Raw genomic sequence first — 15,217 nt, 5'->3', positions numbered from 1 at the left:
CGATGTCATGGATCGACGCCGCAGATCGGTCGATCTTCAGATGAACACCACTCGTATGGTTCAACCGGCCTTGACGGGCTTGTCCTGCCCGGGACGAACGGTGTGACCGGGTCCGCCGGCCGGAGCGGTGCTCGTGACGGATCCGGGAGATCGCTCTTCTCCGGGCGCCAGTTGGGTCGCGGGCAGGTCACCGATCGATATCGGTCGGTGTGTATAGTCGGGCGGCAGAAGTCCCCTACGTCAAGGAAAGACGAGGTCGCGCGGTGAAGAAGCTTCTCCTGGTCGCACTGGCCGCCATCGGCGGGCTCCTCGTGTACCGCCAGATCCAGGCGGATCGCGCCGAGCAGGATCTGTGGACGGAGGCGACCGACTCCGTGCCCGCAGGTTCGGGTGTGTGAGACAGAACAGCCTGATTGCGGGCCCCGGTCGCTGAGCGGCCGGGGCTTCGTGCTGTTGCGGGACCGTGACACCTGTGCTCTTGAGTTCACCTAAGCAAATCAATAGGTTGCGGGAGCAAAACGCCGGGTTTTTCGGTCGAGGGGGCACGGGTGAAGGCACGGGACCACCATCGGCGCACCGCTGCTGCGGGGGCATGGATCGGCGGGGCGGTGCTCGCCCTGGTGGCGGGCGCGGTGCCGGCCGTGGCGGTGGCACCGGGCGGTGCCCCGGCCGCTTCGGAGGCGCCCGGCCGCGCGGCGGCCGGCAGCCTGGTCATGGTGCTCGACTCGTCCGGCTCCATGGCGGACGACGACGGTACGGGACGTACCCGGATGGAGAGTGCCCGTACGGCCGTCGGCACTGTCGTCGACGGCCTTCCCGACGGGTATCCGACCGGGCTGCGGGTGTACGGCGCCGACCGTCCCCGGGGCTGCACGGACACCAGGCTCGTCCAGCCGGTGCACGGACTCGACCGGGCGGCTGTGAAGCGGGCCGTGGCGGCCGTGGAACCCAAGGGTGACACCCCCGTCGGACTGTCGCTGCGCAAGGCCGCCGAGGACCTTCCCCGGCCCGCGGGTGGTGCCATCGGCACGCGCACCATCCTGCTGATCTCCGACGGCGAGGACAACTGCGGTACGCCGCGGCCCTGCGAGGTCGCCGCAGAGCTCGGCAGGGAAGGGATCGGGCTGCGGATCGACACCGTCGGCTTCCAGGTGCGGGGCGAGGCCCGTCGGCAGCTCGAATGCGTGGCCGCGGCGGGCAACGGCCGCTACTACGACGCCCCGGACGCCAGGTCGCTGGTCCGGCAGCTGCAACGGGCGTCACGGCTCTCCGCGGACGGCTACCGGTTCAGGGGCGAGCCGGTCGGGGGCGCGGCGACGGGCGCGGGCGCGCCGGTGCTCGCACCCGGGCAGTACCTGGACACCATCGGGCCCGGTGAGAAGCGGTACTACGCCGTCGACCTGGACGCCGTTTCGACGGTGGACTTCTCCGCGACGGCGGTGCCGCAGCCCGGGGCGGCCGTCGACGCGTTCGATGCGCTGCGCACCAGCATCACGTACGGCGCCGACAGCTCCTGCGGGACGGACATCGCGCACTTCCTCCGGAAGGAGGGGGCGACGCCGCTGACTTCGGCGCTGGCCCGTATCCCCACCGAGCGCGGCACCCGCCTCTGCGACCGGGCGGGCCGGTATCTGCTGATGGTGGAGCGGGACAGCAAAAAGGGCTCCGACGCCGCGCGTTGGCCGCTGGAACTCCTTTACGGGGTGGAGGCGCAGCTGGACAAGGGCGTCACGCCCGCCGGGTCGCGGCCGGAGTACGGCGAGGGCGGCAGGGACGCGGTGCCGCCCACCGGTGACCCCCGGGACGTGCGGGGCGGTACCGGCTTCAACGACGCCGAGGACATCGGACCGGGCGTGTGGCGCGACCGGATCCTTCCGGGGCAGACCCTCTGGTACAAGGTTCCGGCCGGATGGGGCCAGCAGGTGCGCTACGACGTGGAGTTCGCGAACGAGCCCACGGTGGAACGCGTCGGTTCCGCGTACTCGTACGGCGCGACCCAGCTGTTCACCCCGGCCCGTTCCCCGCTCACCGGTGGCGGCGAGTTCACCCCGACGACCGTGTACAGCGGCCGTCCGTCGGCGATCAGGATGGGGGGCGTGCCGGTCGCCTGGACCAATCGCTACGAGTACCGCTCCCACGTCCGGCCCGTGCACGCCGCGGGCGACTTCTACGTCTCGGTGACGCTGGGGGCGGGTGCCGCCGATATCGCGGAGAACCCGCAGATCGGCGTGGTGCTGCGGGTGTCGGTGCTCGGCGACGAACGGGCCGGACCCGAGCACAACGCTCCTGTCGCGGCCAAGAAGGTGGACAAGGGCGGCAATCCGACCAGGGGCGCAGACAGCGGCGGTACGGGCGGGGCAGGATGGACCGGCATCGTGGCCGTTGCCGGGGCGGGCGCCGTGGTGGTGGTGTTGGCGGGGCTCGTGTTCCTGCGCGGGCGTCGCGGGCGGGCCGCACAGACGACGAGGGGAAGCGCGTGATGAGGCAGCGCAACAGGGGCCGGGTGGCGCTGGCCGCGGCTGCGGTGATCTGTGCGGCGGCGGCGCTGCCGGGGCAGGCGTACGCGGCCGGGGAGCCCGCTGCGTACACCTTCGACCCCGGGGCGAAGTCGGTCGGTGGCGCGGAGGTCAGCACCGAGGCGACGGCGCTCACGCCCGGATCGGTCTACAAGAGCTCGATCGAGCAGGGCGAGAAGCTCTACTACCGGCTGAACCTGGACGCGAAGACCAACGGATACGTATCGGCGGTGGTCGTGCCCAGGGGCGGTGGACAGGTCGCCTACGGGGACGGCATCAAGCTCAGCATCAGGGACAGCACCGACCTGCAGTGCAGTTCGGAGTACGCGCGGTTCGAGTCGGCGGAGTTCCCGCGTCCGATCGCGGCGTACGCCTACCGGATCGCGGACAAGGACAGCAGCACCTGCCAGGAAGCCGGTACGTACAACGTCCTGATCGAGCGGGAGAGCAAGGCCACCTCGACGCCCGACGCGTGGGATCTGGAACTGCGCTACGAGTCGGAGCCGCAGCTGAAGCAGGGCGGTTCGACGCCGACCGAGGCGCCGGACAACTGGCCGTCGGTGCTGCCCGCGCCGCCCACCGACGCCCCGCAGAGGCGGTCGGGCGGCACCAGCTACTACGACGCGACCAGCCTGCAGACCGGCGAGTGGCACGACACCATCGCACCCGGGCAGACGCGCTTCTACCGGGTGCCGGTGGACTGGGGGCAGCAGATCTTCGCCACCGTCGACCTGGGCAACAACAACGCCTCGGACAAATTCATCGGCAGCGCGCTCGCACTCTCCCTCGACAATCCGGCACACGGCCATGTCGACAGCGCGACGCCGCTGTCGTACTCCGGAAAGTCCGCGTCCGTATCACTGGATCCGCTGCCGCCGGTGGCGTACGAGAACCGGTACGACTCCAACAGCAGTGTCAGCGCCATGCGATTTGCCGGCTGGTACTACCTGTCGGTCGCGCTCAGCCCGGAAGTCGCGAAGTCGTACGGCGACAAGGGGATTCCGATGATCCTCAAGGTCAAGGTGGACGGGACGGCGGCGAAGTCGCCGTACACGGGTGACACCGGCATCTTCTCGGTCACGCAGAACGACAAGGACATGGCGAGGAGTGGGAAGAGCGACCCCGAGGCGGCCAGGAGCGACACCATGAGGATGGTCGGTGTGGCCGGGATCGGCGTGGGAACGGTGCTGGTGCTCGGGCTGGGCGTGTGGACGCTGCTGGCGCGGCGCCGCGCCGTGACCGCCCCGGCGGGCCCGGTCGGTTCGAACGGTCCGGTGGGTGCGGCGGGTCCGGTCGGTTCGAACGGCCTGGTCGGTTCGAACGGCCCGGCGGCGGGAGGCCCGGCCGGGGGCGGGCAACCGCCGTACGGGGGACCGACACAGACCTGGTGAACGGGCCGGAGCCGCTGCCGCACACGGCGACGGCTCCGGCCCCGCCATGCTCGGCTCAGGGCAACGACGCGGGCTCCTTCCGCCGGCTCAGCTCTGGGTCAGTGCCCAGATGCCCACGGCGAAACAGATCAGCGCCAGCAGCACGACCGGGACCGCCACCTTCGTGGACGGTCCCGGGCGCTTCTGCGGAGCCTGCGCCGGAACGGCGGCCGAGAGGTGCGGGGAAACCCCTGGTCCGGAGGCGGGAATCTGCGGCTGCCCGACGGTGTAGGCCCGGGTGAGGGCCGGTTCGTGCGGCACCGCGGCCGTGGGGGCCTGTGAGAGATCCGGCGCGGGCGCGTGGAAAGGGGCGGCCGTATGCGCGGGGAGGGGAGTGGCAGGCGTGGACGGCTGCGTCGGCCGGGGCAGCTGTGTGGGCTGCTGCGGAGGCGGTGGGAGATGGAAACTGCCCGTCTCCGACATCGGCATCGACGGCTGGGTGCGGGGCTGCTCCACGGGCTGCTGGGCCGCCGGGTCCGTGTGAGCCGGCCGTGAGTCCTGCGCGGCCGTCCGGGGGGCCGTGAGCGGCCCGGCGGGGCCGAAGCCGTCGGGCAGCGGGCCGAGTTGGTCGAAGACCTCCACCGGCTCGTCGTCGATACCGGGCTCGGGCAGCATGTCGACCGCGGCGGTCAGTGCCTTGCGCGCGCCCGTCGCCGTACGGAACCGGGCCTGGGGATCCGGCTGCAGCAGTCCCGCGAGGACCTGCCACAGCGGTTCGGGAATCCCCTCCGGGGCGCCGGGAGTTCCGTACGAGGCGAAGTGCTCGACGATGGCCTGCGCGTCCGGTTTCCTCCCCTGCAGCAGATAGAGCGCGACGAGACCGACCGCGAACAGGTCCGCGGGGAAATCCGGTTCCGCGCCCATCATCTGCTCGGGCGCGAAGTAACCCGGCGTCCCCACCACGTAGTTGGTCTCGGTGAGACGCGGCTCCCCCTTGCGCATGGAGATACCGAAGTCCGACAGGCGCAGATGCGGCCGCCCGGTGCCGGTGGCCTCCATCAGGATGTTCGCGGGTTTGATGTCCCGGTGCACGACGCCCTCCGCGTGCACCGTCGACAGCCCGGACAACAGCTGATCGAGCAGCGTGCAGACGAAACGGGGCGGCAGCGGCCCGTAGTCGCCGATGACATGGGCCAGTGAACCTCCGCTCACCAGATCCATGGTGAACAGGACCTTGTCGTCGTCCGCGGCCCAGCTGGCCGGGGCGAGCACATGCGGATGCTCGATCCGCAGCGCCTGTTCGCGGACGAAGCGCAGCAGCGTGTGTGCGTCGCTCTGCTGGAGGACCTTGGCCGCCACATAACGGCGGCGCCGGTGGTCCCACGCGCGCCAGACGGCACCGACTCCACCACGTCCGATCGGATCGATCAGTTCGTACCGACCGGCGAAGACCTCACCCATTGCGCTGCGCCCGCTCCAGTTCCTGTTTCGGCTCGTGCCCGGTTCTCGGCGGTAGTGCCCCAGGGCCTCTCGTTCGGATCATGCCGGGCTCGCGTGCTCCGGCACCCCGCCTCGACGCGTCGTCGCCGGGTCGCCATGACTCCGCCATGACTCCCCCTCCGCCTCCACGGCACCGGGCCCCGCCCGCTGATCCGGCCCGATCCGAACGAGGGGGCCCACGGGACAGTCCTTAGCTCTGGTGTCCTTCGTAGTGCGCCACCGCGTCCGCGGTGCGCCCCGCGCCGTACACCTTGAGGAACTCTGCCAGTTCCGGGTGGGTCGGGGCGAGGGAGTCGGCGGCATCGATGATGTCGCCGGCGGCCGCGACCGACCGCAGCAGCGACTGGATCTCACGCACCACGCGCCGGACGGTGGGGGCGCCGCCGGTGGTGGAGGTCTGGCCGGTGCCGGTGAGGACGGAGCCGCCCTGAGACTTCTTGATCTCTTCCATGCGGTCGGTGGCCTCCCCCGCGCTGACGCTGCCGTCGGCGACCTGACCGGCCAGTTCCTGGAGCGCCTGGACGCGCTGGACGACCGCGGGATTGCCGATCTTCGCCCGCTGGCCGCTCATCAGCTGGGAGAGCATGGGGGCGGACAGCCCGAGGACCGCGGCGAGCCGAGCCTGGTTCAGGCCGAGATCATCGATCAGCCGACGGAAGAGCGCCCCGAGAGGTTCTCCGTACCAACTGCGCTGAAGCTCCCTGGCTCTTGCCGTTGCCTCTTGCTGAGCTGCATCCATGGCGTCTCCCCTTCGCTGCGGCTTCGCTGCTGCGAACCTCGACGAGCATCTTACGGAGAGTGGTCGTCCACCGGGAGTCCCCATCTTTTTGCAGGATTCCGGGGGGTACCCGGTACTCTGGTCTGCGACGGTTGCCGAGACGTCGAAGCGTCCGGTGCTGTCCCCTTTTCGGGGCCTTAGCTCAGTTGGTAGAGCGCTGCCTTTGCAAGGCAGATGTCAGGAGTTCGAATCTCCTAGGCTCCACAGAACAAGAAGCGGGCGCCGGAGGACTCAAGGTCTTCCGGCGCCCGCTTCCTTGTACGGCTCGGCTCAGCGCCCGTCGTCGAGATCGGTGCCGTCCACGCCCCCCGGACCGTCCGTCCCCCTGGCCTCCCTGTCGGTCTGCCCGCCCTGGGCGTCGGGGCCGGCCGAGGCCGGGCCGCTGCCGTCCACCGAGGACAGCGGCGCGCGGTCGGACACCTCCGTGGGAGCGGGCGGCTCGACCAGCCAGTCCGGATTGGCCTGCCTGTCCCACCACCGCCACGCGGCGTAGGCGCCGCCCGCCACGATGCCGGCCACGAGGAGGCCCTTGAACAGCCGGCCGGCCTTGGCCCGCCGCTCGTGCTTTCTGGCGAGTTGCCTGATCTCCTTCGCGGTGACCTGCCCGCGCAGGGCGGCCAGCGCGGCGGCGCTGCGCGCCGAGGCCTCCTCGGCCATGGGCTGGGCGACGGACATCGCGTAGCCGACGCGCGGGACGGTGTAGTCGGCGGCGGTACGAGCGGCCCGGCGGGTACGGACCGCGGCACGCTGGGCCGCCTCGTCGACCTTGGGGGGCACATGAGCACGGGCCAGTTCGAGACGCGGTGCGAGATGCGCGTCGTATCGGACGCGGGCCTGCCGGGCTGCCTTCGACATCTTCGGCGCGAGCCGCGCGCGGGCCTCGCACGCGAGATGCGCGGCCTGGTCCTTGGCCGTGTCGGCGTAGGGCGCCACCACTTCCGCGGCGTGCTGCACGCTGTCCTTGGCCGAGTCGGTTGCGGCGCGCACGCTGTCGATGCGGGTCACGGGATCCTCCTCCTTGGTGGCGGGTAGACACTCCGCCTTTCCACCCATTTCGAGATCATGCCCGCCGGAGACCCGTACGGCATGCGGGGCGGGCATCCGGGTCATTCGGCCCATGAGTGATGCTTTGGGGCAATGTGGTGCAAGGGGAGCTTGCCGACGACAATGCCACGGTTCGGCTCAGCCCGCGCCGGGGCGTCACGCGCTTGGCCGCATTTGTTCCTGCAGCGAGCGGACGGAAGGGGTTCCGGACACGTCGCAGGCGAGCGGGGCGGAGCCGGCCTCGGCGCACGGGGCGCGGAATCGGGCAAGAAGGTGAGCGAGGCGCGTTCGGGGTGGCGGCCGGGCGCCGGAGCGGACGGCCCGTGCGAGGATCGGTGGACGGCATCGAAGACTTAACGTCACCGAAGACTTACGGAAGGCAGATCGTGGCCGAGCAGCTTTACGCCACCTTGAAGACCAACCAGGGCGACATCGAGATCCGGCTTCTGCCGAACCACGCGCCCAAGACGGTCAAGAACTTCGTCGAGCTCGCCAAGGGCGAGCGCGAGTGGACGCATCCCGAGACCGGCAAGAAGTCCACGGAACCGCTGTACGACGGCACCGTCTTCCACCGCGTCATCAGCGGCTTCATGATCCAGGGCGGCGACCCGCTGGGCAACGGCACCGGCGGCCCGGGGTACGAGTTCGGTGACGAGTTCCACCCCGACCTCAGCTTCAACAAGCCGTACCTGCTGGCCATGGCCAACGCCGGCCCGGGCACCAACGGCTCGCAGTTCTTCGTGACCGTTTCCCCGACCGCCTGGCTGACCGGCAAGCACACGATCTTCGGCGAGGTCGTCGACCCCGCCAGCCAGAAGGTCGTGGACGCCATCGCCGCCACCCAGACCAACGCCCGCACCGACCGACCGCTGCAGGACGTCGTGATCGAGTCGGTCGTCATCGAGAACCGTTGATCACCGGTGGTCGTCACGTGATCACGCCCTGAATGTCCCTTCGGGGAACCAACAGCCCTGCTCGTCCGTACTTGTTACATAGCGGACGAGCAGGGCTGCGTTGTGCGTACTGCCGCCACGACGAGGACCGAAGGGGCCGGGAAGTGAGGGGACCGATGGACCAGCAGCCGCCGGGAGACCGGGACCGGACCGCCGCCACGGACGGCTCGCTCAGCTGCTACCGCCACCCCGGCCGCGGGACACACATCCGTTGCACCCGCTGCGACCGGCCGATCTGCCCCGAGTGCATGGTCAACGCCTCGGTCGGCTTCCAGTGCCCGGACTGCGTCCGCCAGGGAGCCGGTACGGGACACGGCCCGGGTGCCGCCCGGCCGCGCACGGTCGCCGGCGCCCCCGTCACGGCCGACCCCCGGCTCATCACCAAGATCCTCATCGGCATCAATGTCGCCGTGTTCATCGTGGTGTACGTGAAGGGGTCACTGCTCCAGGACCTGACGCTCTTCGGCCGGGCCAACCTCTACTACGGCGGCCCGGCGGAGGGTGTTGCGGAGGGTCAGTGGTACCGGCTGGTGACCTCGATGTTCCTGCACCAGGAGGTGTGGCACATCGCGTTCAACATGCTGGGACTGTGGTGGCTCGGCGGCCCCCTGGAGGCGGCGCTCGGCCGCGCCCGCTACCTCGCGCTCTATCTGCTCTCCGGCCTGGCGGGCAGTGCTCTCACCTACTGGCTCGCCGCGCCGAATCAGCCCTCGCTCGGTGCCTCCGGAGCGATCTTCGGTCTGCTGGGCGCCACCGCCGTGCTGATGCGCCGGCTCAACTACGACATGCGCCCGGTCTTCGTGCTTCTCGCGGTGAACCTGGTCATCACCTTCAACCCCTGGGGCGGAATCGCCTGGCAGGCGCATGTGGGCGGGCTGATCGCGGGCACGCTGATCGCGATCGGCATGGTGCACGCACCTCGAGAGCGGCGCGCACTGGTGCAGTACGGCACCTGCGCCCTCGTCCTGGCGGCCGTGGTCGTCATCGTCCTCGCCAGAACAGCAGCACTGACCTGAGCCGACGGAGCCGCGGGCGCCAGGCCTGCGGACACGGCGGCTGTGGACGCCGAAACGGTCACGGCCGCAGGTGCCGATGCGGACGTGGCCGGGGGCGCCGATGTTCGGTTGTTCCCTCGGTCAGTTGTCCACAGCACCAGTTGTCCACAGCGCGTACCGGATCTTGTGCATTCTGTGGGAACAACTGTGCCCCTTGTCGCTGAGCTGGGTTTTTCCAGCAGGGACAAGGGGCGTGCCGCCTCTGGACGAGGCAGGCTGCAGTCACATCGGCGTCAACAGCCAGGGAGTTATCCACAGATCGTCTGACCTTTTCCCCTGCCTGTGGATAACGCTGTGGGTAACTTGGGGCAAGGCTTGCCGGACCGGGTTCGGCCGTGAGGTCACCCGGTCCGCGGCACTACTTCCACTGCGTGGAGACACCGAAGCCGCCGGCGATGAAGCCGAAGCCGACGACGATGTTCCAGTTGCCCAGCGACTTGATCGGCAGGTCGCCGTCGGTCACATAGAAGACGACGATCCAGGCCAGACCGATCAGGAAGAGCGCCAGCATCACCGGCGCCACCCAGCTGCGGCTGGTCAGCTTTATGTTGGTTGCCTGCTTCGCCGGAGGAGGCGTGAAGTCGGCCTTCTTGCGGATACGTGACTTCGGCACGAGGAACTCTCCTGTCGATGCGCTGCGTGACCGCGCAGGGAACTGTGGCTGGCGCCGGGGCAGGGACCCGAGGGGGAATGCTGCCTCCCCCGGGCGTCCGTTAGCGTAGTGCTTCCGTGGCGCCTAAGGAGATAAGGGTACGTTGAGCAATTCTGCCGACTCCCCCGAAGGACCGGTCCGGCGCACCGTCCGGCACCCGGCCCGGGTGCTCACGGCTGCTGTCTTCGCCCTCGCCGGGCTGATCTTCGTCACCAGCGCCAACACGGCCAAGGGCACCAACATCCGCACCGACTCCTCGCTGCTGAAGCTCTCCGACCTCATCCAGCAGCGCAGCGGCAAGAACGCGGAACTGGACGAGACCACCGCATCCGTCCGCGAGGACATCGACTCCCTCGTCCGGCGCGACGACGGCAGCACCGAGGCCGAGGACGCGCGGCTCAAGGCACTGGAGCGCGCCGCGGGTACGGCGAAGCTCTCCGGGCGGTCCGTGGCCGTCACCCTCGACGACGCCCCGCCCAATGCCACCGCCAACCCCGGCTACCCCGACCCGCAGCCCAATGACCTGGTCATCCACCAGCAGGACCTTCAGGCGGTCGTCAACGCCCTCTGGCAGGGCGGCGCCCAGGGCATCCAGGTCATGGACCAGCGGCTGATCTCCACCAGCGCGGTCCGTTGCGTCGGCAACACGCTGATCCTCCAGGGCCGGGTCTACTCCCCGCCGTACAAGATCACCGCGGTCGGTGACCCGGGCAGGCTCAAGCAGGCGCTCAACGACTCCCCGGCGATCAGCAACTACCTGCTCTATGTGAAGGCGTACGGGCTCGGCTGGAAAGTCGACGAGAACGAGGCGGTGACTCTTCCCGGCTACTCGGGCACAGTGGATCTCCACCATGCGGAGCCGGTGCAGTAGCGAGCAGCAGTGGGGAGGCCGACACGGTGTCGGTGCGACTGGTCGTGAGGACGTTCAGTGAACTCTGCATCACCGTCGGTGCCTTGATCGTGCTCTTCGTGGTGTACGTGCTGTTCTGGACCGGGGTGAAGGCCGCCGACGCGACCGAGGGACAGATCGACACCCTGCGCGACCAGTGGTCCCGGGGGCCGGTGACCGCCCCCGCACCGGACAGATCTCCGAAGCCGACGGCCCCGCCCGCCCCGGCGGCGTACCGGGACGGCAAACCGTTCGCGATGCTCTACATTCCGCGCTTCGGCAAGGGCTGGGAGTGGCCCGTTCTGGAGAACACCGAGGTCCGGACCCTGCAGAAGGGGCTCGGCCATTACACCGGAACCGCCCGTCTCGGTGCGCAGGGCAATTTCGCGGTGGCCGGACACCGCCGTACGTACGGGGATCCGTTCAAGGACTTCCCGAAGCTGCGACCGGGCGACCCGGTGGTGCTGACGGACGGGACGACGTGGTTCACGTACCGCATCGACAAGAAGCCCTACCGGACGGTGCCGAGCGACATCGGGGTCATCGATCCCGTTCCCCGCAGGTCCGGCTTCGACGGGCCCGGCCGCTATCTGACGCTGACCACCTGCGACCCCGAGTGGGGCAGCAGCCACCGGCTGATCGCCTGGGCGCACCTCGACGCGACCCAGCCTGTGACCCAAGGCAAGCCGGCAGCTTTCCACAGCTGACCCACGCTTCTGCCCCGGCCCTTTAGTCTGGTCCCGTACCGAATGGAGGGGACAGCATGTACGGCTGGATCTGGCGGCATCTGCCGGGCAACGCATGGGTGCGTGCGCTCATCTCGCTCGTGCTGGTGCTGGCTGTCGTCTACGCGCTTTTCCAGTACGTCTTCCCGTGGGCGGAGCCGCTGCTCCCGTTCGGCGATGTGACGGTCGACGGCTCGACCGGGACGGGGGCCGGCCAGTGAGTGCCCGCATCCTTGTCGTGGACAACTACGACAGTTTTGTCTTCAACCTCGTCCAGTACCTCTACCAGCTCGGCGCCGAGTGCGAAGTGCTGCGCAACGACGAGGTGACCACGGCACACGCCCAGGACGGCTTCGACGGTGTCCTGCTGTCGCCCGGCCCGGGGACCCCGGAGCAGGCGGGTGTCTGCGTCGAGATGGTCCGCCACTGCGCGGCCACGGGCGTCCCGGTCTTCGGGGTCTGCCTCGGAATGCAGTCGATGGCGGTGGCGTACGGCGGGGTGGTGGACCGGGCGCCCGAGCTGCTGCACGGCAAGACCTCGCTGGTGACCCACGAGGGCACCGGGGTCTTCACCGGCCTGCCGTCCCCCTTCACCGCCACCCGCTACCACTCGCTCGCCGCCGAACCCGACACGGTTCCGCCGGAGCTGGAGGTGACGGCGCGCACAGCCGACGGCATCATCATGGGGCTGCGCCACCGTGAACTGGCGGTGGAGGGTGTGCAGTTCCATCCGGAGTCGGTGCTGACCGAGCACGGCCATCTGATGCTGGCCAACTGGCTGGCGCGCTGCGGCGACACAGAGGCTGTGGCGAGATCGGCGGGGCTCGCGCCGGTGGTGGGCAAGGCCGCCGCGTGACCGCACTCCGCCCCGAGCACGACGCCGGACAGGACGGCCCGTACGAGCAAGGAGCGTACGAGGCCGCGGGCGCGTTCGAGGCGGCGGTCGACCGGCTGGCGGATCCGCTGAACGATCCGCTGCCGGGGCAGCATGCCTCACCGTGGTTCCGGTCAGGCAGTATCCCGCCGGAGGGGGCGGGACAGGAGGCGGTACGGGGCCGAGGGCAGCACCGGGCCCCGGATCAGCAGCCACGGGCGCGGACGCGGACACAGGGACCGGTACCGGCTCCTCAGGGGGCGCGGGGCCCCGAGGAGACCCCGCGGGAGTGGTACGACCCCGAGGGGTTCGAACGGGACTGGTACGGGCGGCAGACACCCTCCCCGACGCCCTCTTCCGCACCCGTGGCGGAGCCCGCCCCTCAGCCCCCGGTGCCGCTCCCGCCGCACGACGCGACGGTCGGCCCGCGGACGGCGGCCCTCCGGATCCCGGCCGGTCGGCCGGTGGCGCCCCAGCGGTCGAGCCCCGGGCCGGATTCCGGGTTCGGACCCGAGCCGGAGCCGGAGCGGGAGCCGGTGGCGGTGGCGGTGAGCGACGCGGAGAGCTTCGTGCAACCTGGCGCCGGGCACGAGGGGACCGATCCGGAACCACGTACCGGAGGCCGCGCCGAGCGCCGACGTGCTGCGAAGGGGCGCGGCCGCCGGCGTGCCGAACAGCGCCCGGGAACCACGGGGCCGACCACTGCGCCGGCCGGGAAGCCGATGTCGCGGGTCGAGGCACGGCGGGCGGCGCGCGCGGCCAAGGACAGCCCGGCCGTGGTCGCCAGCCGGGTCACCGGGGAGCTGTTCATCACTCTCGGTGTACTGATGCTGCTGTTCGTCACGTACCAGCTGTGGTGGACGAATGTGCGTGCCGACCAGTACGCCGGCAAGGAGACGCACAAGATCCAGGACGACTGGGCGAAGGGCGACCGCAATCCCGGTGTGTTCGAAGCGGGGCAGGGATTCGCCATCATCCACATCCCCAAGCTGGACGTGGTCGCTCCGATCGCCGAGGGCATCAGCAAGGAGAAGGTCCTCGACCGCGGCATGGTCGGTCACTACAGCGAGGGCGCGCTGCGTACCGCGATGCCGTCGGCCAAGCAGGGCAACTTCGCGCTGGCGGGCCACCGCAACACGCACGGCGAGCCGTTCCGCTACATCAACCGGCTGCGCCCCGGTGACCTGATCGTGGTCGAGACGCAGGACGCGTACTACACGTACAAGGCGACGAAAACTCTCCCGCAGACATCTCCGTCCAATGTCTCGGTGATCGGCCCGGTACCGCCCGGTTCCGGGTTCACCGGGCCGGGCAGGTACATCACGCTGACGACCTGTACGCCGGAATTCACGAGTACGTACCGTTTGATCGTCTGGGGCAAGATGGTCGACGAACGACCGCGCAGCAAGGGAAAGCCCGACGCGCTCGTCGGCTGAAACATCATCACGACAGGGACGGGTGCGGTGACAGCGAGGACCGAGCACGAAGAGCGAGTCGGTGAATCCGGGCCCCCACCACGGCGCAGCGACCGCCATCCCGTCGCGACCGCGGTCAGCTTCTTCGGTGAACTCCTGATCACCGCGGGCCTGGTGCTGGGTCTCTTCGTCGTCTACTCGCTCTGGTGGACGAACGTGCTCGCCGACCGGGAGGCCACCAAACAGGGGCACACCGTCCGCGACCGCTGGGCCGGTGGGCCGGGTGCGCTGGACACCAAGGACGGCATCGGCTTCCTGCATGTCCCGTCGATGAAGAACGGCGAGGTGCTGGTCAAGAAGGGCACCGACACGGAGAACCTCAACGACGGCATCGCGGGCTACTACACGGACCCGGTGAAGTCGGCTCTCCCCTGGGACGAGAAGGGCAACTTCACCCTGGCGGCACACCGCGACGGGCACGGTGCCAAGTTCCACAACATCGACAAGGTGAAGACGGGGGACGCGGTCGTCTTCGAGACCCGGGACACCTGGTACGTCTACAAGGTCTTCAAGGAGCTTCCTGAGACGTCGAAGTACAACGTCGACGTGTTGCAGGCGGTGCCGAAGGGCTCGGGAGCGAAGAAGCCCGGCCGCTACATCACGCTGACGACCTGTACGCCGGTCTACACGTCGAAGTACCGCTACATCGTGTGGGGCGAGCTGGTGCGTACGGAGAAGGTGGACAAGGAGCGCACGAAGCCGGCGGAGCTGCGTTAGCGCCTCCCGTTCGGATCAAGCCCGGCCCGATCCCAACGAAACCACGCGACGAGTCGAACCCGAAGTCGCAACCGGACCTTGCGACTTCGAGCTGAGTGATAGTCAAGAGCCATGGACCGCAGGACGGTTCGGATGTGTCGGGCCGGGTCAGGTGCCGATCCGGAGTCGGACCCGGCCGGTCATGCTTGATCGAAGCACAGGCAGAAGGGGTGTCCGGCGGGGTCGAACATCACCCGGACGTTCTTCTGTGGCTGGAACTCCGCCAAGGTGGCTCCCAAGGCGACCGCCTCGGTGACAGCGGAGTCCAGATCGCCGACTTGGAAGTCGAAATGCATCATCGGGCGCTGTTCCCCGTCGATCGGAGGCCAGACCGGAGCCCGATAGTCATCCGCCTGCTGGAACACGAAGAAGGGTCCTTGCGGGGAGGCGGCGACAATGGCCGTTCCGGGCTCCTCGTCTCCGAGATGCCACCCGAGGAGTTCGGCGTAGAACTTGGCCAGACCGCTGGGGTCCGGCGCCTCGACCGTCGTTCCCCACCACATGCCACCCGTTCGAGATCTCATGCCAACAGCTTGCCTCACGATCTCGTCGTGCGACCGAGCTGCATTGCTCCTTAGGGCGCTGCGGGTTGTCGTGGCCTGCCGGCCACAGGCAAAGGGCCCCGGTCAC

Annotated in this window: 16 protein-coding genes and 1 tRNA gene; 12 read left to right on the top strand and 5 right to left on the bottom strand. The window is 69.5% G+C overall.

Features of this window, described 5'->3' with window-relative positions; genetic code table 11:
- Window positions 1-263 precede the first annotated feature (263 nt).
- The 3 genes from ACIQCZ_RS17975 (at window position 264) to ACIQCZ_RS17965 (ending at window position 3,907) form a co-directional block, all read left to right on the top strand.
- Window positions 264-398 carry a DLW-39 family protein gene (locus ACIQCZ_RS17975; protein ID WP_003958712.1) on the top strand — a complete coding sequence of 45 codons (135 nt, stop codon included), beginning with the start codon at window positions 264-266 and terminating at the stop codon, window positions 396-398.
- 150 nt (window positions 399-548) lie between these two features.
- On the top strand, window positions 549-2,480 hold the full coding sequence (locus tag ACIQCZ_RS17970) for a VWA domain-containing protein (protein ID WP_402283294.1): 1,932 nt from the start codon (window positions 549-551) through the stop codon (window positions 2,478-2,480).
- Complete coding sequence (locus ACIQCZ_RS17965; RefSeq protein WP_402283293.1) at window positions 2,480-3,907, top strand: hypothetical protein; 1,428 nt, start codon at window positions 2,480-2,482, stop codon at window positions 3,905-3,907. Before ACIQCZ_RS17970 ends, ACIQCZ_RS17965 begins: the two co-directional genes overlap by 1 nt.
- A gap of 87 nt (window positions 3,908-3,994) precedes the next feature.
- Here ACIQCZ_RS17965 and ACIQCZ_RS17960 read toward each other — a convergent pair whose 3' ends face one another.
- Both ACIQCZ_RS17960 and ACIQCZ_RS17955 read right to left on the bottom strand, forming a co-directional pair.
- A complete protein-coding gene (locus ACIQCZ_RS17960; protein ID WP_402283291.1) occupies window positions 3,995-5,347 on the bottom strand; it encodes a serine/threonine protein kinase in 1,353 nt (450 codons plus the stop codon).
- A 229-nt stretch (window positions 5,348-5,576) separates the two neighbouring features.
- Window positions 5,577-6,125, bottom strand: a complete 549-nt coding sequence (locus tag ACIQCZ_RS17955) for a DNA-binding protein (RefSeq protein WP_189543011.1) — start codon at window positions 6,123-6,125, stop codon at window positions 5,577-5,579.
- Between the two features lie 170 nt (window positions 6,126-6,295).
- On the opposite strand from ACIQCZ_RS17955, the gene ACIQCZ_RS17950 reads away from it, so the two are divergent.
- Window positions 6,296-6,368: transfer RNA gene (locus ACIQCZ_RS17950), tRNA-Ala, on the top strand.
- 66 nt (window positions 6,369-6,434) lie between these two features.
- On the opposite strand, the gene ACIQCZ_RS17945 is transcribed toward ACIQCZ_RS17950, so the two are convergent.
- Window positions 6,435-7,169 (bottom strand): DUF5324 family protein, encoded by a 735-nt coding sequence (locus ACIQCZ_RS17945; protein WP_402283289.1) that lies wholly within the window; start codon window positions 7,167-7,169, stop codon window positions 6,435-6,437.
- A 425-nt stretch (window positions 7,170-7,594) separates the two neighbouring features.
- Here ACIQCZ_RS17945 and ACIQCZ_RS17940 point away from each other — a divergent pair, with 425 nt between their 5' ends.
- Together ACIQCZ_RS17940 and ACIQCZ_RS17935 are read left to right on the top strand one after the other, a co-directional pair.
- Window positions 7,595-8,122 carry a peptidylprolyl isomerase gene (locus tag ACIQCZ_RS17940; RefSeq protein ID WP_402283287.1) on the top strand — a complete coding sequence of 176 codons (528 nt, stop codon included), beginning with the start codon at window positions 7,595-7,597 and terminating at the stop codon, window positions 8,120-8,122.
- Window positions 8,123-8,277: 155 nt separating this feature from the next.
- Window positions 8,278-9,177 carry a rhomboid family intramembrane serine protease gene (locus ACIQCZ_RS17935; RefSeq protein WP_402283285.1) on the top strand — a complete coding sequence of 300 codons (900 nt, stop codon included), beginning with the start codon at window positions 8,278-8,280 and terminating at the stop codon, window positions 9,175-9,177.
- A 397-nt stretch (window positions 9,178-9,574) separates the two neighbouring features.
- Here the strand turns inward: ACIQCZ_RS17935 and crgA are convergent, their stop codons facing one another.
- Window positions 9,575-9,829: a cell division protein CrgA gene (crgA, locus tag ACIQCZ_RS17930; RefSeq protein ID WP_265543105.1), complete on the bottom strand. Its 255-nt coding sequence runs from the start codon at window positions 9,827-9,829 to the stop codon at window positions 9,575-9,577.
- A gap of 142 nt (window positions 9,830-9,971) precedes the next feature.
- Here crgA and ACIQCZ_RS17925 point away from each other — a divergent pair, with 142 nt between their 5' ends.
- From ACIQCZ_RS17925 to ACIQCZ_RS17900, 6 genes are read left to right on the top strand one after another with little or no spacing between them, the layout of a single operon-like run.
- Window positions 9,972-10,739: a DUF881 domain-containing protein gene (locus ACIQCZ_RS17925; protein WP_402283283.1), complete on the top strand. Its 768-nt coding sequence runs from the start codon at window positions 9,972-9,974 to the stop codon at window positions 10,737-10,739.
- Between the two features lie 26 nt (window positions 10,740-10,765).
- Window positions 10,766-11,464, top strand: a complete 699-nt coding sequence (locus tag ACIQCZ_RS17920; RefSeq protein WP_402283282.1) for a class E sortase — start codon at window positions 10,766-10,768, stop codon at window positions 11,462-11,464.
- Between the two features lie 56 nt (window positions 11,465-11,520).
- Window positions 11,521-11,703, top strand: a complete 183-nt coding sequence (locus ACIQCZ_RS17915) for a hypothetical protein (protein WP_351072028.1) — start codon at window positions 11,521-11,523, stop codon at window positions 11,701-11,703.
- Entirely contained in the window at window positions 11,700-12,338 is a 639-nt protein-coding gene (locus tag ACIQCZ_RS17910; RefSeq protein WP_376274372.1) for an aminodeoxychorismate/anthranilate synthase component II, read from the top strand. Before ACIQCZ_RS17915 ends, ACIQCZ_RS17910 begins: the two co-directional genes overlap by 4 nt.
- On the top strand, window positions 12,335-13,792 hold the full coding sequence (locus tag ACIQCZ_RS17905; RefSeq protein ID WP_402283281.1) for a class E sortase: 1,458 nt from the start codon (window positions 12,335-12,337) through the stop codon (window positions 13,790-13,792). Before ACIQCZ_RS17910 ends, ACIQCZ_RS17905 begins: the two co-directional genes overlap by 4 nt.
- Before the next feature lie 27 nt (window positions 13,793-13,819).
- Window positions 13,820-14,548: a class E sortase gene (locus tag ACIQCZ_RS17900; protein WP_402283280.1), complete on the top strand. Its 729-nt coding sequence runs from the start codon at window positions 13,820-13,822 to the stop codon at window positions 14,546-14,548.
- A 179-nt stretch (window positions 14,549-14,727) separates the two neighbouring features.
- Here the strand turns inward: ACIQCZ_RS17900 and ACIQCZ_RS17895 are convergent, their stop codons facing one another.
- Complete coding sequence (locus ACIQCZ_RS17895; protein ID WP_402283278.1) at window positions 14,728-15,111, bottom strand: VOC family protein; 384 nt, start codon at window positions 15,109-15,111, stop codon at window positions 14,728-14,730.
- Between the last annotated feature and the right edge of the window lie 106 nt (window positions 15,112-15,217).

The organism is Streptomyces sp. NPDC093149 (assembly GCF_044754145.1).
GTDB lineage: Bacteria > Actinomycetota > Actinomycetes > Streptomycetales > Streptomycetaceae > Streptomyces.
This window is presented reverse-complemented; position numbering and strand designations above follow the sequence as displayed.